The organism is Janthinobacterium sp. GMG1 (assembly GCF_034427795.1).
Classification (GTDB): domain Bacteria; phylum Pseudomonadota; class Gammaproteobacteria; order Burkholderiales; family Burkholderiaceae_D; genus Janthinobacterium.
Window position 1 is genome coordinate 23822 of record NZ_JAXQNT010000010.1, and the last position, 17796, is coordinate 41617.

At 62.7% G+C, this 17796-nt stretch carries 21 protein-coding genes; 10 read left to right on the plus strand and 11 right to left on the minus strand.

Annotated features, from left to right (window positions below; translation table 11 throughout):
• The first annotated feature begins 74 nt into the window (after positions 1-74).
• The 3 genes from SJI03_RS22685 to mntP all read left to right on the plus strand — a co-directional run bounded on the left by SJI03_RS22685 (position 75) and on the right by mntP (position 2635).
• Entirely contained in the window at positions 75-932 is an 858-nt protein-coding gene (locus tag SJI03_RS22685; protein WP_322428682.1) for an alpha/beta hydrolase, read from the plus strand.
• Positions 933-1027: 95 nt separating this feature from the next.
• A complete protein-coding gene (locus SJI03_RS22690; RefSeq protein WP_322428683.1) occupies positions 1028-1882 on the plus strand; it encodes an undecaprenyl-diphosphate phosphatase in 855 nt (284 codons plus the stop codon).
• 183 nt (positions 1883-2065) lie between these two features.
• The gene (mntP, locus tag SJI03_RS22695; protein ID WP_035819167.1) at positions 2066-2635 is read left to right on the plus strand and encodes a manganese efflux pump MntP; all 570 of its coding nucleotides are present in this window, start codon (positions 2066-2068) and stop codon (positions 2633-2635) included.
• Here the strand turns inward: mntP and SJI03_RS22700 are convergent.
• Entirely contained in the window at positions 2606-3544 is a 939-nt protein-coding gene (locus tag SJI03_RS22700; protein WP_322428684.1) for an arginase family protein, read from the minus strand. The two genes, mntP and SJI03_RS22700, sit on opposite strands and share 30 nt — an antisense overlap.
• Before the next feature lie 179 nt (positions 3545-3723).
• Between SJI03_RS22700 and SJI03_RS22705 the strand changes: the two genes are divergently transcribed.
• The 4 genes from SJI03_RS22705 to SJI03_RS22720 all read left to right on the plus strand — a co-directional run bounded on the left by SJI03_RS22705 (position 3724) and on the right by SJI03_RS22720 (position 4973).
• Positions 3724-3924, plus strand: coding sequence for a DUF2158 domain-containing protein (locus SJI03_RS22705; RefSeq protein WP_322428685.1), 201 nt, complete (start codon positions 3724-3726; stop codon positions 3922-3924).
• 89 nt (positions 3925-4013) lie between these two features.
• Complete coding sequence (locus tag SJI03_RS22710; protein WP_322428686.1) at positions 4014-4220, plus strand: hypothetical protein; 207 nt, start codon at positions 4014-4016, stop codon at positions 4218-4220.
• A gap of 129 nt (positions 4221-4349) precedes the next feature.
• Positions 4350-4655 carry a hypothetical protein gene (locus tag SJI03_RS22715; RefSeq protein WP_099377230.1) on the plus strand — a complete coding sequence of 102 codons (306 nt, stop codon included), beginning with the start codon at positions 4350-4352 and terminating at the stop codon, positions 4653-4655.
• 72 nt (positions 4656-4727) lie between these two features.
• Positions 4728-4973 (plus strand): hypothetical protein, encoded by a 246-nt coding sequence (locus SJI03_RS22720; protein WP_099377231.1) that lies wholly within the window; start codon positions 4728-4730, stop codon positions 4971-4973.
• Between the two features lie 13 nt (positions 4974-4986).
• Here SJI03_RS22720 and SJI03_RS22725 read toward each other — a convergent pair whose 3' ends face one another.
• Complete coding sequence (locus tag SJI03_RS22725) at positions 4987-5208, minus strand: hypothetical protein (protein WP_322428687.1); 222 nt, start codon at positions 5206-5208, stop codon at positions 4987-4989.
• Between the two features lie 144 nt (positions 5209-5352).
• On the opposite strand from SJI03_RS22725, the gene SJI03_RS22730 reads away from it, so the two are divergent.
• Positions 5353-6069, plus strand: a complete 717-nt coding sequence (locus tag SJI03_RS22730) for an SOS response-associated peptidase (RefSeq protein WP_322428688.1) — start codon at positions 5353-5355, stop codon at positions 6067-6069.
• A 42-nt stretch (positions 6070-6111) separates the two neighbouring features.
• Here the strand turns inward: SJI03_RS22730 and SJI03_RS22735 are convergent, their stop codons facing one another.
• From SJI03_RS22735 to queE, 9 genes are all read right to left on the minus strand, one after another.
• Complete coding sequence (locus SJI03_RS22735; RefSeq protein ID WP_322428689.1) at positions 6112-6705, minus strand: hypothetical protein; 594 nt, start codon at positions 6703-6705, stop codon at positions 6112-6114.
• Between the two features lie 178 nt (positions 6706-6883).
• On the minus strand, positions 6884-8062 hold the full coding sequence (locus SJI03_RS22740; RefSeq protein WP_322428690.1) for a DUF418 domain-containing protein: 1179 nt from the start codon (positions 8060-8062) through the stop codon (positions 6884-6886).
• 5 nt (positions 8063-8067) lie between these two features.
• Entirely contained in the window at positions 8068-8985 is a 918-nt protein-coding gene (gene ldcA / locus SJI03_RS22745; protein WP_322428691.1) for a muramoyltetrapeptide carboxypeptidase, read from the minus strand.
• A gap of 33 nt (positions 8986-9018) precedes the next feature.
• Positions 9019-9936 (minus strand): alpha/beta hydrolase, encoded by a 918-nt coding sequence (locus SJI03_RS22750; RefSeq protein WP_322428692.1) that lies wholly within the window; start codon positions 9934-9936, stop codon positions 9019-9021.
• Positions 9937-10099: 163 nt separating this feature from the next.
• The gene (locus SJI03_RS22755) at positions 10100-11254 is read right to left on the minus strand and encodes a hemin-degrading factor (RefSeq protein ID WP_322428693.1); all 1155 of its coding nucleotides are present in this window, start codon (positions 11252-11254) and stop codon (positions 10100-10102) included.
• A gap of 61 nt (positions 11255-11315) precedes the next feature.
• Positions 11316-13679: a TonB-dependent hemoglobin/transferrin/lactoferrin family receptor gene (locus tag SJI03_RS22760; protein WP_322428694.1), complete on the minus strand. Its 2364-nt coding sequence runs from the start codon at positions 13677-13679 to the stop codon at positions 11316-11318.
• Between the two features lie 196 nt (positions 13680-13875).
• Positions 13876-14385, minus strand: a complete 510-nt coding sequence (tadA, locus tag SJI03_RS22765) for a tRNA adenosine(34) deaminase TadA (protein WP_322428695.1) — start codon at positions 14383-14385, stop codon at positions 13876-13878.
• Positions 14378-14824, minus strand: coding sequence for a 6-carboxytetrahydropterin synthase QueD (queD, locus tag SJI03_RS22770; protein WP_035819191.1), 447 nt, complete (start codon positions 14822-14824; stop codon positions 14378-14380). The genes tadA and queD overlap by 8 nt, the downstream gene beginning before the upstream one ends.
• A gap of 9 nt (positions 14825-14833) precedes the next feature.
• On the minus strand, positions 14834-15469 hold the full coding sequence (queE, locus tag SJI03_RS22775; protein ID WP_035819193.1) for a 7-carboxy-7-deazaguanine synthase: 636 nt from the start codon (positions 15467-15469) through the stop codon (positions 14834-14836).
• 289 nt (positions 15470-15758) lie between these two features.
• Here queE and SJI03_RS22780 point away from each other — a divergent pair, with 289 nt between their 5' ends.
• Together SJI03_RS22780 and SJI03_RS22785 are read left to right on the plus strand one after the other, a co-directional pair.
• Positions 15759-16658: a sensor histidine kinase gene (locus SJI03_RS22780; protein ID WP_322428696.1), complete on the plus strand. Its 900-nt coding sequence runs from the start codon at positions 15759-15761 to the stop codon at positions 16656-16658.
• An 89-nt stretch (positions 16659-16747) separates the two neighbouring features.
• On the plus strand, positions 16748-17746 hold the full coding sequence (locus SJI03_RS22785) for a diguanylate cyclase (RefSeq protein WP_322428697.1): 999 nt from the start codon (positions 16748-16750) through the stop codon (positions 17744-17746).
• Positions 17747-17796: the final 50 nt, after the last annotated feature.

The following is a 17796-nucleotide window of genomic DNA, read 5'->3' on the forward strand; positions in this document are numbered from 1 at the left end:
ATAAGATAGAATTGCCCGATGGCATGTCCATACACGTGCATGCCATCGATCCGACTTACTTATCACGGGAAAACATGCGCCACTCTTGCTTTGCACTGCACCTCGCCGCCGCCCTGCTGCTGTCCAGCCCCTTCCACCACATCGCCATTGCAGCACCCGCCGCCAGCGCGGCCGCGCCGCTCGTCATCGGTGAAAGTTTCAGCATCGATTCGCAGGCACTGCAGGAAAAGCGCCACATCAATGTCTATATGGCGCGCGCCTGGGATACGCCGCCCGACGCGCCGCTGCCCGTGCTGTACATGCCGGACGGCGGCGTGGCGGAAGACTTTTTGCACGTGGCCGGCTTGCTGCAAGTGTCGGTAGCGAATGGCACGATGCGTCCCTTCATGCTGGTCGGCATGCAAAACACGCAGCGCCGGCGCGACTTGACGGGCCCGACGGAGAGCGCGGCAGACCGCAAGATCGCCCCCGTCGTGGGCGGCGCGTCCGCCTACCGGGCCTTCATCCGCGACGAGCTGATGCCAGAGGTGCGGCGCCGTTACCGCACGACGGGCGAGACAGCCATCGTCGGCGAATCGCTGGCCGGCCTGTTCGTAGTGGAAACATACCTGCTGGAACCGCAGCTGTTCGACCATTACCTGGCGTTCGATCCCAGCCTGTGGTGGAACCACGGCGCACTGCCGCGCCAGGCGGCAACCCTGCTCGCGCAAGGCGCGGCAGGCAAGCACAGCCTGTACCTGGCGTCCAGCAGCGAGTCAGGCATCGCCATCGAAGTGCAGCGCCTGTCCGAGGTGCTGCGAAAACAGGCGCCGCCCGGCTTGCAATGGCATGTGGAAAAAATGCCGGAAGAAACCCACGGCACGATCTATCACCCGGCAGCACTGAAGGCGTTCCGCAGCGTCTTCAAGCCGCAGACGCCGGCTGGGCAATAAAACATGGACAAACTGTAATCTGGCGAAGGTCGTAGCCGCAGGATCGGGCGGGTAAAATCGGCGGCCCTGCTTTTCCCGCCCGAGTCCAGATAATCATGAGTTTTTTGCAATTATTTATTCTTTCCATCGTCCAGGGCTTCGCCGAGCTGCTGCCCGTGTCCAGCTCCGCCCACGTCATCATGGCGGAAAAGCTGATGGGCCTGGACCCGACCTCGCCAGAGCTGACCATGCTGCTGGTGATGCTGCACACAGGCACCATGTTTGCCGTCATCGTGTATTTCTGGAAATCCTGGCGCGCCACGTATTTCAGCTCGGCCAGCGCCTTTCGCAGCAATGTGCTGTTGCTCGTGGCCGCCACTGCCCTGACGGGCATCGTCGGCTTCGGCTTGCTGAAAGGCATTACGCACGTCATGAGCAAGGATGCGCCCGGCTTTGAAATCGAGCACCTGTTCGGCAACGCGAAGCTGATGGCCGCCGCGCTGGCCGCCGCAGGCGTACTGATCATTGTGTCGTCGCGCCTGCAAGCGCGCCAGCATGGCACCTTGTCCATCGGCAAGGCGATGGTGATCGGCGCCGTGCAAGGCCTGTGCCTGCCTTTCCGCGGCTTTTCACGCTCGGGCGCCACCATTTCCGCCGGCATCGCCATGGGCATGCCGCAGCGCCGCGCCGAGGAATTCAGCTTTGCCCTGGCCGTCGTGCTGACCCCGGCCGTGCTGGTCAAGGAAGGCTGGCGCTTTTACCAGGCCGTGGCAAATGGCAGCCTGGACCATCTGGAACACGGCAACAGCCTGCTGCACCTGCTCGGCCCAAGCCTGCTGGGCATGCTGCTGTCCTTCCTGGCCGGCTTGCTGGCCCTGCGCTGGCTGTCGCGCTGGCTGGAACAGGGCCGCTGGCATTTCTTTGGCGCATATTGCCTGCTGGCCTCCTTGGTGGTGCTGTACGTAGGGTAAAATCGCCGGGTTTGCGTTAAACACCTATCAAACCTGCTGCGCGTCGTGATTTACGGCCTGCGATGCTCACTGTACCTTCGTACAGTTGCGCTTCTCGACCATAACTCCCTTCCGCTCGCTACGGTTTTCTTAGGCGTTATTGTGTTAACTACCATCCCAGCCAGGTTTTACTGAAAGCCAACGATGAATTTCGCCGCCACTGCCGCCCTCTCGCTTGCCATGTCCACCGACGCCTTCGCGGCCGCCGTGGGCAAGGGCGCCGCCCTGCACAAGCCGCAATGGCGCGAGGCGTTGCGCACTGGCCTGATCTTTGGCGTCATCGAAGCCATCACGCCCATCATCGGCTGGGCCCTGGGCAGCGTGGCAGCACCTTACGTGGAAGCGTGGGACCACTGGATCGCCTTCAGCCTGCTGGGCATCATCGGCTTGCTGATGATACGCAACGCGCTGTCCGATGCCGACGAGGAAGAGGCGCCGGCCCAGTCGCACTCGTTCTGGGTGCTGGCCGTGACGGGCCTGGCCACCAGCATCGACGCCATGGTGGTGGGCGCGGGCCTGGCCTTGCTGGGCGCAAATATTGTCGTGACGGCGGCCGCCATCGGCTTTTCCACCTTCGTCATGGTGACCCTGGGCGTGATGCTGGGCCGCGTGCTGGGCACGGTGGCGGGCCGGCGCGCCGAACTGGTGGGCGGCCTGGTGCTGATCATCATCGGCTGCGTGATCTTATACGAGCATATCGGCCACCCGGCCTGACACCGGAGCCGGCGCGAAAAGCTGGCCCAGCAGCGCCACCAGCAAAGCGGCGCACGCGCCATCCGGATCCTTGTCGGGATCAAACACCGTCACCGTCATGCCACAGCAGCCTCCACCATCGAGCAAGGCCCGCAGGATGGCCAGCAAGGCATCGGGTGCAATGCCAGGACTGCCTGGAGAATCGACGGCCGGCATCAGCGCCTGATCGAGTACATCGACATCGAGGTGCAACCAGAAGCGCCGCGGCGCGCGCCTGTCCAGCACAGCATTGATACGCTCGGCCACCACGGCGGCACCCGCCGCGTTGGCCTCAAACACATCGATGCGCGTGATGGCCGTGTCATTCACATCCGGCCAGGCAAAATCGGCATCGCGGTTTTCCCGCTCCCCCAGTTGCACGACATGCTCTTCCGCCACCAGCGGCGCCGTCACGCCGGGCCACTGCGTCATCAGCGCCTCGCCCCGGCCCGTGGCTAGGGCCAGGTCCATGCCGGCCACGGCGCCCAGTGTTTGCGCAGGATCATAATTACCGGGATGGCGAAAATCGCTGTGGCCATCCACATGCACCAGCGACACGCCGCCAGCGCTGCGCGCGCCCGTCAGGGCACCCAGCAGCACCGAGCAGTCGCCGCCTATGACCAGCGGAAACACGCCGCGCGCATGGCTGTCGGCGACGCGCGCGGCCAGTTCCAGGTTGAACGCGCGCATCGTCACGCCGTTGTACAGGCGCGTGCCAGGCTGGGCCATGGGCGTATAAGCAGGACGCGGCAGCGCCACGCAAGTGCGTGCGCCCACAGCCGCCTCCAAGCCCTGCGCCATCAGGACGGCTGGCGCGCGCCAGGTGCCCGGTTCATGGCCAGGCGCCAGAGGCCGCAAGCCCAGGTTGGAAGGAGCGAGAATAATTTCCATGGCAAACAATCTACGGTTCGGGTCAAGCATGCGGGCACACGATATGCCGCCTCGCATCATGATAGCTGCAAGCCGCATGTCAAGCGTGTGCGCGACCAACTATTCCTGGCGTATGATTACTGACAATATAATCTGCCAGCAACGGCATCCATTTCGACTCCTACGGCATGGGATCAGCGATGAAGCAATTTCATGAAGGCGATATCGTGCGCGTCAAATGCGGCGGCCCCGCAATGACGGTGCTGTGCATCGACGGCGACTACTTCCCAGAGGAAGAAAACCGGATGGCCGTCTTTTGCGTGTACGAAAAAGACCAGTTCCTGTTCGAGCAGGCATATCCCGAATGCGCGCTCGACATCGTCCGCCACGAGGACACCTGAAGGCGGGTCCGCACACCTGCGGCTGGCGCCCTGGCCGGCCGGTGGCTTTGTGCTACATTAAAAGCTCTATGTCTCGCAAGGTGACCATCATGGAAACTCTGGAGCTGCTGTTTGCCTCGCTGGTGCGCGAAACGGCCGAATCGATCCGCGACCACCACGTCCCCTTTTCCATCAAGCATGACGAACGCGCCTATTTCGAATGGATGGACCGGCATCCGATCAGTGGCTATATCCAGGAAGCGTATCGCGAGATCGAGGAAACGGCCCAGCAGATCCGCGCCATTCGCGCTGGGTGATGACGGCTGCCGTCGTGACGTTCGTTGGATCGTGGCTTGAATTGGCAGTCTTATTCAGATCAAACACTCAGCTGTTCGATACGCGTAAAAAGGCCTGGGCCACGACAATCAGGTCTGGAGGCGGGAGACATGGATCAGCAACAAAAACACCAGATCAGGGGGTATGAATTTCATGTGGCGGGGGCGCTGGAGAAGGATGGGCGCTACCGGGGCATGATTTTGATCAGCAAGCGTGGCGATACGCTGCAGGTGTACGCCAAGCCCGTGCTGATTGAAACACCCAGCAGTTTCAAGTCCGTGCATGCGGCCTTGATCGAGGCCTCGGCGTATGCCCAGGAACTCATCTATAACGGCGCCATCAAGGCGCTGCTGCCGGCCGATGCGCCACTTGCCGAAAAGCAGGCGCCGCAGCCGCCGGATTTCGTCGGCAATTGATGCGGCAAGTCCATCCGGCACCCCTGGTGCGCGCGTATAATGACGCGCTTTCCCGGATGAAAACTCAGAACCATGGAATATGTGAATTTGCCGCTGGTCTTCCTCGTCGGCTGCGCCTTGATTGCCTTGCTGGCCAAGAAGAATGGCTATTCGTGGTATCTGTTTTTCTTTGCCATCGCCGTGCCCACGCCCCTGTTGCTGCTGGCCTTGCCGCATGTGGTCGGCGCGGAGGCCGCTACGCTGACCTCCGTACGACTGGGCACCGCCCTGCTCTTCCCCGTGGCCGGCTTGCTGCTGGCCCTGCGGCGCAAGCGCTGACCGGCAAGCTGCCTCAGCGTGCCTGCACGCCATCGGCCAGGCGCCAGCCGACGGACAGCGCCAGTTGCTGCGCTTCTTTTTCATTGCTGCAATCGTCGTAATCGCAGGTGTCCGCATACGCGCCGCATGCCTGGTTCTGGCTGACATACGAGCCGACCCAGCGGCCGTCGCGGCGCTGGCTGGCCGTGGCACTGATGGTAAACCCTTTGTGGATGGTGGGATTTTCAAAAGACATAATTCTTCCGATGCAAGAAGCGTCAGGGACCTGACTGGCTTCCACTGTGCGCCTTGCGGCCGTCCAGGTCTGTACGTTTGACCACACTCACGAAAAGGGCGCGCGCCGCGTTCGTGCCAGCAGGCGATCGGGTATGATTTCGCCATGTGTGGACGATTCGATCAAAATGACACGGCGCGCGTGCTGGCGTCATCCTTCGGCTGGACCGACGCGGTGTTCGACAGCGAGGCGGAGCCGCACCTGAACGTTTCGCCCGGCACGTACCGGCCCATCTTGCATATCCAGGATGGCGTGCACCGGGTCGACGATGTCTTCTGGGGCTACCGCCCCGCCTGGGCAGCCGCGGCCACACCCGCTCCCGGCAAGAAAAAAATCCCCATCGCCATCAATGCCCGCCTGGAAAAACTCGCCGGGTCGTACTGGAAGCCGCTGCTGCGCGCGGGGCGCGGCATCGTTTGCGTTTCTGGCTGGTATGAATGGACGGGAGAGAAAGGCAGCAAGCAGCCGTGGCACATCCACCGCAAGGACCGCGCGCCCCTGTTCCTGCTGGCGCTGGCCCAGTTCGGCCCCTACAAGGTGAATCGGGAAGAAGCCGGCTTCGTGCTGGTGACGGCCGACAGCATGGGCGGCATGGTCGATATCCACGACCGCCGCCCCGTGGCCGTCAGCCTGGAAGACGCGCACCGCTGGCTGGACCCCGCCCTGACACCGGAGCAAGCGCTGCACCTGGCGCGCACCTGCATGCTAGACGTGGAACTGTTCGAATGGCATGCCGTCGACAATCCGCTGGTGCCCTCGGCCAAACCCAGGGCACCGCCGCCAGCTGCGGCGCAAGGCGCATTTGACTGGGGCGCAGATTAACCCCTGGCACGCTCGCCGAACCTGCCTTCGACGTGCCCTTGCTTACTCGGCCGGCGGTGTGTACTCGACAGGCGCCTCGTCCTTCAGGACATAACCTGAATACTGGGCAATATTCTTAATACGGGGCAATGCAGCCAAGGCAGAATTTTTTTGCTGCAATAAGGTCATGTCGCGCTGCTCTTTGTCACGCATATCGCTTCTATCCCTTGTTTTCAAGCTCATTGTGTAGAAAAATTCGCCAAGATAGGTCACTTGTCCGGCGACGACATGAAATCGTGCATTTGGCACGCTGATCGCGTAGCGCCGGACATCCAGATTGGCTTGATAGTATTGATATGCGCCTGCTTTCAATTTCACGGCATGCAGCAAACCAAAATGGTCAGAAAAATCGCTTTTCAAAGCCTGCGAACTCACCGCAAGAAGCGCCAATTCGTCTTGCCTGTATTGTGCCTGTACAGGAGCGATCGTCAAAAATACGCCGAACCCGAATTGATCAACATAATTCGTGCCTGTCGAGATGACGACATAACCCTCGTCTTGTTTCATTTTGGCCGGTTCGGCAAGTTTGGCATCGGCACGATTCGACATGCTTCCGCATCCGGCCGCCAGCACGGAGATGAGCGCGAGTACGGTCATATTGCCTGGCCATGACTGAATTTTTCTCATTTTTTAATTATTCGAATGATCATGAAGACAAGGAAATTATCACCAGCATGCATTTTAGTCAATTCATGACAGGCCTAGGCCAGATAACTTGCGCAAAAAGAAAGCACTACGCGCTGGCCCATGAGGGAGCAACACATGCACGACAAGGTCAGCCCAGCCGCGCCAGCCGGCGCCACAGCGCCTCCATGGGCCCCTGCATGAAATGCCGCAGCCAATAGCGGCTCAACAGTACCTGCCCCGCCATGATCAGCACGGCCAGGCCCAGCATCTCGGCGGGACGCAAGCGGGCGCCCCAGCCCAGGCCTGGTCCCTGCAGCAACCAGGTGCCGATCAAGGATTGCAGCAGATAATTGCTCAGCGCCATGCGTCCCACGGGTGCCAGCCATGCGCCCAGCCAGCGCAGCATGAAGGGACCGGCCAGCATCAGCGCGGCCACGTAGCCGGCCGCCAGCACGGGGCCGCCGGCGAACAGGCCCACTTCGAACAGGGCCGTGTCAAACACGGTTTGATACGGATCGGCCACCTGCCACGCGATGGCCCCGGCCGCCAGCAGGTTGAACGGCAAGCCCACACCCAGGCCCACGCCAAGGACCCCGCGCCACAGCCGCTGGTGGCGCTGCGGCTGCGTCAGCCAACCGAAACGCACGGACAAGATGCCCAGCAGAAACAGTACGATGATATGCGGCAGCATGACGGCCGAGTACAGCAAGGAGACGAGGAAATCGTTGGCGCGCAGCCTGGCCACGGCCCACGCGCCGCCTTGCGTGTAGGTGGCGTAACGCTCCGCAAAATCGTGCAGGTCACGCGCGATGTCCGGCGCGCCACCCTGCTGGCCCACAGGAATCAACAGGCACATGAACAGCAAAAAACATCCCGCCACCAGCCAGGCGCGGTTGCGCACCCGGCCGAGCCTGGCGGATGCCAGGGACAGGATCAGCATGCCAGCCACCGCATACGAGGTCAGCACGTCGCCGCTCCAGATGAGAAAACCGTGCAGCAGGCCAAACACGAGCAGCCAGCGCAAACGGCGCCGGTAGGCAGCTTGCGCCTGCTCCCGGCTGCCCAACTGGCGTTGCAAAGAACGTGTCTGCAGGGCAAAGCCGGCGCCGAACAAAAACGCGAAGATGGGGTAAAACTTGAATTGCGCCAGCGCCACCACGCCAAAAATGACGAGCTGGTCGAGCACGGGTGGCTGCGCCGGCAAGGTGCCGTAGCGCAAGGACAGGCTGCCCCAGGCGAACGACCAGATATTCACCAGCAGGATGCCAAATACGGCGATGCCGCGCAGCACATCGAGCTGCAACAGCCTGCCGGACTTGGCACGCATGGCGTTCAGGGGTGCGCCAGGATCGGGTAATCGCTTACCTGCAGGCTGAAGCCGGACGCATCCGATTGCAGCCGCGCCTGCCCGCCGAACGGCAAGGTGACCCGGCGGCGGATATGGCCGAATTCCAGCCCCGTCAGCACGGGTACAGGCAAGCGCTGGCGCACGTAGGCCAGCATGGCGTCAACATCGTAACCTTTATCCATGGGACTCAATTTATAGCCGGAAAAATCGCCGAGCACGACCGCTTGCTGGCGGGCAATCACGCCCGCGTGCAGCAATTGCAGCAGCATGCGCTCGACCCGGTACGGGTGTTCGTTGACGTCTTCCAGGAACAAAATGCCGCCATCGATCTCGGGGAAATACGGCGTGCCCAGCAAATGGACCAGCATGGCCAGGTTGCCGCCCCATAATTTACCGCTGACCTCGACCTGCGGATTGCCCGCCGCCGTGCCCGTGACCGTGTGCGTGGGGCCGGCAAGGCACGACCACAGTTGATCCAGTGTAAATTGCTCAGGCTCATCACGCGTAAAATCGTCGCAGATCATGGGGCCGGCAAAGCTGGCGCGGCCCGTTTTCGCCAGCAAGCCCATGTTAAATGCCGTGAAATCGCTGTAGCCGACAAACAGTTTGCCACTGTCCGCCATGCGGTCGAAATCGATGTCGGGCAGGATGCGGCTGATGCCGTAGCTGCCGCGCAAGGCGATCACTACCTGTACGTCCGGGTCGGCGGCTGCCGCGTTCAGCTGCGCCAGCCGGCCCGCATCCGTGCCGCCGAAGCGCTGGAATGTGTGCTCGGGGTCGTAGTAATTGTGGACGGTGGCGCCTTGCGCCTGCAAGCGGGCGATGCCGCGCGCCAAAGCCGCCTCGTCGGGCGCGCAACCGCCCGGCGCGACGATGGCGATGCCAATCTCAGGTGTGTTCAAAATATGCCCGCACGTAAATAATGGTGGGCGCGCCTAGGCTGGCTGGGAGCGCATCTGGGGCGTCATCTTACCTTGCAGATGCACATCGATCAAGGCGAGCAGGCGCTCGATCAGCTGGGGCGGCATGTCGTGCCCCATGCCTTCGATCACTTCCAGCCGGGCGCCCGGGATCAGCGCCGCCGTATCGATGCCGCAGGCGACGGGGATCAAGGGGTCGGCCGCGCCATGGATCACCAGCGCCGGGCAACTGATGCTCGGCAGCAAGGCCGTACGCTCGCCCGAGGCGGCAATCGCCACCATTTGCCGCGCCACGCCTTCCGGGCAACTGCCCCGCTGCAGCGCCGCTTCGATGCGCTGGTACAGCAGTTTTTCCGACACGGGATAGGCGGGACTGCCGATGACGCGCACGGTGGCCGCCATGTGCGCCATCAGTTCGGCGCGACTGGCATTGCGTTTCGGACGTTGCAATAGCGCATTGCGCGCGGCCCGCGTGGGGCCGGGCAAGCCACGTCGCCCGCTGCTCGACATGATGGAGGTCAGACTGAGTACCTGCAGCGGCGCGCGCGCCGCCATCACTTGCGCGATCATGCCTCCCATCGACACGCCGATCACGTGCGCCTGCGCAATACGCAGGGCCGCCAGCAAGCCCAGCGCGTCTTCAGCCATGTCATCGAGGGTGTAGGAGGTTTTGAGGGGCCAGCCCAGCAGGTTTTTCACATAGGCCAGCGGCAGATACGGCTTGCCCGCCAGCGCCATCTTGCTCGACAGGCCGCTGTCGCGGTTGTCGAAACGCAAGACCCGAAAACCTTGCTCGACGATGCCTTCGACGAAGTCCGCCGGCCAGGCGATCAGTTGCATGCCCAGGCCCATGACCAGCAGCACGCACGGATCGTTGGGATCGCCGTGGCTCTCATAAGCTATGTTGAGGCCGTTCGCCATGATGGTTGCCATGATTGCCTCTCTTCCAGGAACCAGCACGCAGGCACGATCGCTGCGGCCTTGCAATCAGCATACCACTATTGTGCTTCAGACATGAGACCGGCACGCGGCACCCAGCTGAAGTGTTGCCGCGCCGGTACGGCGCGCGGCAACCGTGCAGAATCATCGCTACTGCTTACTTGGCCTTAGGCAAGGAATCGGCCAAGTCCACCCAGCTTTGCGGCTGCGGTTTGCCGCGCTCGCGCACGCCGAAGAAGGAAACCACTTGCGTGCCGTCGTTGTCGAAGAACTCGACGGAGGTGACGCCGCCGCGCTTGACGACCCAGCCGCTGCGCAGGGCCGTGTCGCGGATGTGCAGGTTGAAGTCCGGGTCCAGCACGTTGAAGAAGCCGCCCGCGGCCATGGTTTTCTCGATCTTGCCGCTGTAGATCTGCGTCAAGCCTTCATTGCCCAGGAACACCATGATGGCGACCTTGTCCTTGGCCGCGTTTTCCAGCAGGGTGCGCAGCGCCTGCGGCGTCACGCGCTCGACCACGCCGGCCGGCGCCAGGCGCAGGGCCTGTTCGCGCGACAGGTGGAATTCACGCATGATTTGCGCGAACTGGTGCACGTCCGTCATGTCTTTCCAGGCCAGCTGGAATTCCTTGACGTCGATTTCGGCATCCGGCTTTTCCGCCGCCTTTGGCGCCACGGCCAGCACGTTCAGCTCCGCGCTTTGCTGCGGCAGGCGGAAGGTCGCCACCAATTTATCGTAGATGGCCACGCCCGGTTCGTTGCGCAGGTAGATCTTGTGCACGGCCGTGCCGTTGGCGTCAAAGAATTGCAGGCTGCGCGTGGGCTTGCCATCGCGGCCCGCCTGTTCCACGGCAAATGCGTATTTCCAGTTTTCAAAGTGGAAACGCAGGTCGATCTGGCCGCCCAGGTAGCCGCCGGCGATATTGCGCTGGCGCGCTTCCGTTTCCGGGTCCTTGACGTCGGCCTGCTCGGACTTGTCGCCCGCCTGCTTGAATTTGCTGGCGACGCCCGTCGTTTCGATGACGCCGTTTTCATTGCGCGTGATGGCTTGCACGATGCCCAGGTCCAGCGCGGCGCGCATGATTTCGCGCGGCTGGTTGCCGTCGGCCTGCAGGCGCGTGACGCCCTTGCCGATGTTGGTTGCCAGCAATTGCGCTTCGGATACACCCAGCGCGCGCGCCGCGTCGCGGATCTGCAGCTTCGGCTGTTCCGTGCGCAAGGTGGACCAGCGTTCCGCCAAGGTGGCTGGGGCCGCATATGCGTTTGCAATCAGCAGGCTGCCTAGCAGGGATAGAACGAGTTTGGATAACTTCATAGAGAGACCATTCAATCAAACATGGAAAAAAAGAGGGGCAAGCGCCCCTCCCCGGTAAAAATCAATAGTTGACGCTGAGGCTGGCGGCGACGTTGCGGCCCGGCTTGGCGTAGCGCTCGATCTCCAAACGGCTGGCCACCGTGGTGCCGGCAGACAGGCTGCGCGCGGCCGCGTAGTCCCAGTACTTGCGATCGGTCAAGTTATAGACACCGACGACGATCTTGGCGTTCTTGTGCACGTTCCAGTAGGTCGACAAGTCGAAGATGGTGTACGACGGCACCTTGAAGCGCGGCGCGGTCGTGCCCGTCAGCAAATCGTTCGGCGCCTGTTTCTCGCCGGCATGCAGCGCCTTCAGTTCCAGGCCGAACAACTTGTTCGTATGGTCATAGCCGAAGGTCAGCGCCGTCTTGGCCGGCGCCACCGAGGCCAGGCCGCCGCTCTCGCCCGTCAGGGTATTGAAGGAGCGCCCCTTGGCCACGCCCGTGGCCAGGTCGACGCGGTAGCCCTGCATGGCCGGCAACCAGGTGCCCAGTTCCGCGTGCAAGCTCAGCTCGGCACCCCAGGTGCGCGCATTGCCGATGTTTTCGGGACGGTACAAGCCCCAGGTGAGGGTCGGGTAATTCACCGGGTCCAGGTCTTGCGCCACGTACTCGATCATATTCTTGTATTCCGTCTGGTAGACGGAAGCGTGCATGCTCAAGCCCCTGGTCACGTCGCCTTTGAGCCCCAGTTCATACGCCTTGCTGGTTTCCTTGCCCAGATTCGGATTGCCCAGCACGGCATAGCCATTCCCCGTGCCCGTATAGCTGATGGAATCATAGGTACCCGTGCGTTCGACCGCCGTCGGCAGGCGAGTGCCGCGCGTGAACGTGGCGTAGGCATTCATTTGCGGCAGCACTTCCACGGACAGGCTCAGGCTCGGCGTGAAGTAGGAATCGCTCTCCTTGCGCACTTCCTTGGCCGCGTTCGGCACGCCGATCAGGTAGTTCTGCAGGTTTTTCGGTTCCAGCTTGCGGTAGTCGGCACGCAGGCCCGGCGTCAGCACGGCTTTCTTGCCGCCCAGGTCGAAACCATAGTCGTCGCGCACGTACAGAGCCAGCTTGGTGACATCCATGTCGGCCATGCGGTTCTTGCGCGTGATCTGGTGCACGCCCGTGGCGATGACGGTGCGGTCTTCCATCCATGGGCGGCGCGATTTTGTCTGTTCCAGCTGCACGCCGTACAGCAGCGCGTTGTCGGCAGTGAGCTGCTTGACGGCTTCCGAAGTCAGGCCGATGCTGTCATTCTTGAAGCTGGTGTCGATGGCGCGCTGGAAGTTGCCTTGATAGGTATAGCGTCCCTTGCTCTTGTCGTCGATCTTCGCGTTCTGCAGATAAGCTTTCGAGGTCAGGCGGTCGAACAGGGCGAAATCCTTCAGCACCACATCGTGGCCCAGGCTGACGCGGGTACGCTTGGTGGTGGAATCCTGCTGCACGCCGTCCGGGTACATGGCGCTGACTTTATTGTTGAGATCGCGCTTGTTCTTGCGTTCGAACATGTCGACCGTCAAGTCCAGCTTTTGTTCGCCCGGCAGAGCCCACACCAGCTTCGACAGCAAGGCGTTCGAATGCCAGTCATCCGGGTTGACGGTGGCGCTGCCGCGGCTGTCCAGCTGCTCGCCATCGCGGTGCACGTACACGGCCAGACCTTGCAGACTGGCGCCGATCTTGGCCGCGCCCGTCAGGGTGTGGGCATTGCTGCGGTCGGCGGTCGCGCGGCCGTATTTATACGCCACGTAATGGTCCTGCCCTTCGCCCAGGTAATCTTCGGGCGACTTGGTGATGAAGGCCACGCCGCCGCCAAGGCCGGGATTGGCGCCGCTGACGGCCGTCGTGCCCGAATCGATGCGCACTTCGCGGAAGGTTTCTGGATCGAAATAATCGCGGCCCATGCCGAAGGCGTTCATGTTATTGCTGTCCGGCTTCGGAGCAGCATCCGGCAGGGAAATGCCGTCGAGTTCCAGGCTGATCCGGTTGCCTTCCAGGCCACGGATGTTGTAACCGGTATTGCCCGCGCCATCCCAGATGCCGCCGCCGCCCGAGGCCGCCATTGGCGTGCTGATCAGCGGCTGATAGCGCACGACGCCGGCCATGTCCGTCACGTTGCGGCGTTCCAGGTCGTCGCTGCGGATCACCGTCTTGGTGCCCGCGCGACGCTCGTAATCCTGCTTGGCGTTCACGACGATTTCCGGGAAGACAGGCAGCTTGGCCGGTTCCTGCGCGGCCGTGCCTGCATTGATGGCGGCGTTTTGCGCGGCCACGGGCAGCAGCGGCGCGGCGAACAGGCCCAGCAAAGCGGCGCGCAGCACCAGGTTATGGCGGCGGACAGGCAGGTGAGCTGGAGATACGACGGGTGCAGCGAGGCGCTGCGTAGGCACAGTAGTCATGATGATCCGGTGGAAGAGTAAAGGCTGGCTCTTGAACCCGGATCGATAACGAAAGTGTTAACGATGCATAAGGAAAGTTTGCTGGCGAAAACAATACTGTAACACGAATCATTCTCATTTGAGAATGGCAAAGTGGTCTATACAGATGTTATTTCGCAACAGTTGTAAAAAATGCCAGCCGCGATGGCTGGCATGGTCAGGCCGGAGGATGGGCCAGCTTGCGCGCTTCCGCCTGCGCGCGGCGGCGCTCGGCAAAGAAGCGCTTGAGGAAAGCGCCGCATTCGTCGGCCAGCACGCCGCCAGCGATCGCCGTCTGGTGGTTCAGCGCCGGCTGCTCGAACAGGTTCAGCACGGAACCGCAGGCGCCCGTCTTCGGGTCGCCCGCGCCATACACCACGCGCGCCAGGCGCGCATGCAGCATGGCGCCCGAGCACATCACGCACGGTTCCAAGGTCACATACAGCTCGCAGCCGGGCAAGCGGTAGTTGCCCAGCTTTTCAGCGGCCGCGCGCAAGGCCATCACTTCCGCGTGCGCCGTGGGGTCATGGCGGCCGATGGGCTGGTTGTAGCCGACGGCGATGACTTCGCCATCCTTGACGACGACGGCGCCGACGGGCACTTCGCCCAGGTCCCATGCGTGCTGTGCCTGCTCCAGGGCCAGTTGCATGTAGCGCGCGTCCTGCGCGCTAGCGTGCGTTTCAGTCATCGGTCACTTCTGCCCAGCAATTCGGCGTTTCATGCAGCACCAGTTTATGCAGGTGCAAGCCCGTGCCGAAGTGGTCGGTAAATGCCGCTTTCAGTATCTCGAAGGCGATGCGGGCCAGGTTTTCCACCGTCGGGATGCGATCGATGACGACGGTCTTATGGTCGGGCAGGCTGGCCAGGAAGTCGCGCACGGCCGTGTCTTTTTCGTAGACGAGGAAGGCGTGGTCCCAGACATCGACCAGGTGCTGCTTGGCCAGGGTTTTCACGTCGGAAAAGTCCATGATCATGCCATTGTCGGAATTGCCTTCCGCTTCGATGACCTTGCCGACCAGGGTGATTTCCACCGTGTAGCGGTGGCCATGCAGATTGCGGCACTGGCTTTTGTGGTCGGGAATGCGGTGGCCCGCGTCGAATTCGAGCTTGCGTGTGATAGTCAGCATATTGTTTTGTTAAGGTATTTGCAGGAGTTTATGGGTTTGCAGGCTCAGCTTCCACTTCGGGTTGCTTTTGCATGTTTCGATCGCCAGCTTCATGTTGTGCGCGGCCAGGGGGCCGTCCATCGCCTGTACGAAGAAGTTCTCGAAGTCCAGTTGTTCGTAGGCGGCCAGGTCTTGCTGGAACTGGGGAATGACCACCTTGATTTCATTGCCTTTGTGTACGACCAGTGTCGAACCCATCTTCGGGCTGACGCAGATCCAGTCCACGCCGGCCGGCACGGGCAAGGTGCCGTTGGTCTCAATGGCGATGGTAAAGCCCACCGCGTGCATGGCGGCTATCAGGGCCGTGTCCAGTTGCAGCAGCGGTTCGCCGCCCGTAAACACCACGTATTTGCTCGGCGCGTAGCTGGCTGGCCACAGGCTGTCGATCAGCGCGGCCAGTTCCTGCGGCGTCTTGAACTTGCCGCCCAGTTCGCCATCGGTGCCGACGAAATCCGTGTCGCAGAACTGGCACACGGCCGTGGCGCGGTCGCTTTCGCGGCCCGTCCACAGGTTGCAGCCGGAAAAGCGGCAAAACACGGCCGGACGGCCCGCGTGCGCTCCTTCGCCCTGCAGGGTGTAAAAAATCTCTTTGATGCTATAAGTCACTGTATTTCCTAAGAGCTGGCTGGCGTCATCGCGCGGGGCGAACGCATCGGGGCCGGCGCGCCGCGCCGTCGCCGCAAAAGCCGATTGACAACCCTCTATTATATGCCGCCACGACACTTCCCGTGCAAATGCCGTGCCCGCCCCTGCTGCTGCGGCATCCGGGGCAAGAAAACCATATTCGCAGGCATAACTGCGCAGCTTTTGCGTTTAGACAATATAAATAGCCCCAAGTTAATATATTTTCTGTAAGAACATTGCCTGATGGAAAACATTCTTGGGGAGGATGGACATGCTGCAACGCTGGAGACGTCCGCCGTACCGCCTGAGCATTCTGGCCTGTCTGGGGGCCGCCGCACTCGCTTCCCTGCACGCCGGATACGCCGCCGGGCCGATGCTGCTGGATGGAACGCCCTCCCCCTTGATGCTGGCCTGCGCCATCCTGCTCGCTGCGCTGGCGCTGCTGCTGTGGCGCCAGCACCGCCTGGCGCTGCGCCTGCAGGCGCTGGAACAGCTGCGCGCCGAGGCCGAACAGGCACGCCTGGCCGGCGAGCAACACAAGGCGCGCGCACAGGAACGCCTGCGCATCGGGCGCGACATCCACGACGACCTGGGCCAGCATCTGCTGACCCTGAAATTCGACCTGGCCATGCTGCAGACCAGCACGCATGACGCGGCGCCCTTGCTGGCGCGGCAACTGGCCGTGATGGCGCGCAATGTCGACCTCAGCATCGCTGCGCTGCGCTGCGTCATCCACGACCTGCGCCCGCCTGCCCTCGACGCGGGCCTGCAAGCGGCGTGCGACGACTTGCTGGCGGACTTCAAGCGTACCACGGGCATCGCTTGCAGCTGCGATTACCGGCTCGACGCGGCCGCCGGCAGCGCGCACGCCCCCCTGCTGTACCACGCGCTGCAGGAAGCGCTGGCGAATATCGCCCGCCATGCGCGCGCCACGCATGTCCAGCTGAGCCTGCAACAAACGGGCGCCACCCTGGCCTGCAGCATCAGCGACGACGGCGTCGGGCTGTCGGGCTCGCCGCCGCGACTCGGTTGCGGCCTGTCCGGCATGCATGAGCGCGTGGCAGCCGCCGGCGGCAGCCTGGACATCGAAAGCCACAGCGGCACCGGCACCACCTTGCGCGTGTCGCTGCCCCTGCCGGACTGCCACGACGAAGCGATGGCGCATCGCTGAAAATATTGCTCAATATCAACATCTCCTGTCTCGCTGCACTGCATCATGGCCAGCGAGCCAGCCCCATTCACCCCAAGAAGGATGTTTACATGCCGGATAGCCATGCACATGCCAGCGCATCGCCCTGCGATGCAGCCCAGGGTTTTGCCGTCAAGATGATGGAATTGCTGGTCGTGCCCACCTTTGTCCTCGACGTGCATGGCCAGGTGATGATCTGGAACCGTGCCTGCGAACAGCTGACGGGCGTGCCGGCGGCCGAAGTGCTGCGCACGCGCGAGCCGGGCCGCTGCTTCTACAACGACGAGCGCCCCACCCTGGCCGACCTGCTGCTGGCCGGGCGCGGCGGCGACATGCGCGCGCTGCATGCACAGCAGCAATATCGCAGCAGCACGGGCAACAATCTGTGCGCGGAAAACTGGTGCGACATGCCGCGCACGGGGCGGCGGCGCTACCTGGCCGTCGATGCCAGCCCCATCTATGGCAATCACGGCGAACTGATCGCTGTCGTCGAAACCCTGCGCGACATGACAGATGAAAAACGCGCGCACGTGGAACTGGAACGCCTGGCCACGCGCGACGGCCTGACGGGCTTGGCAAATCGGCGCTGCTTCGACGATACCATCCTGGCCGAGTGGCAGCGCGCCCAGCGTCAGAGCCAGCCCCTGTCTCTGCTGATGGTCGACGTCGACAATTTCAAGGAATATAACGATAACCACGGCCACCAGGGCGGCGACCTGTGCCTGCGCAAGGTGGCCGGCGCCGTGGCCAGCGAAATGCGCACGAACGACCTGGTGGCCCGCTATGGCGGCGAGGAGTTTGCCGTCATCCTGCCGAACCAGTCGCTCAAGGGCGCGGCCATCGTGGCCGAACGCATCCGCCGGCGCGTGGAGCGGCTGCAACTGCCGCGCAAGCGCGCCGATGGTGCCAGTGCCTGCGCCTGCGTTACCGTCAGCATCGGCGCCGCCACGGCCCTGCCCGGTGCAGGCACGGAACTGGGGCAGCTGATCCACACGGCCGACTGCGCCCTGTACCGCGCCAAGCACCTGGGCCGCAACCGCATCAGCCTGCCGGAAACGACGCTGACGTAAGCAGCAAATACGCGTCCAAGTAACACGACCAAATTTGGTGTATATTTGGT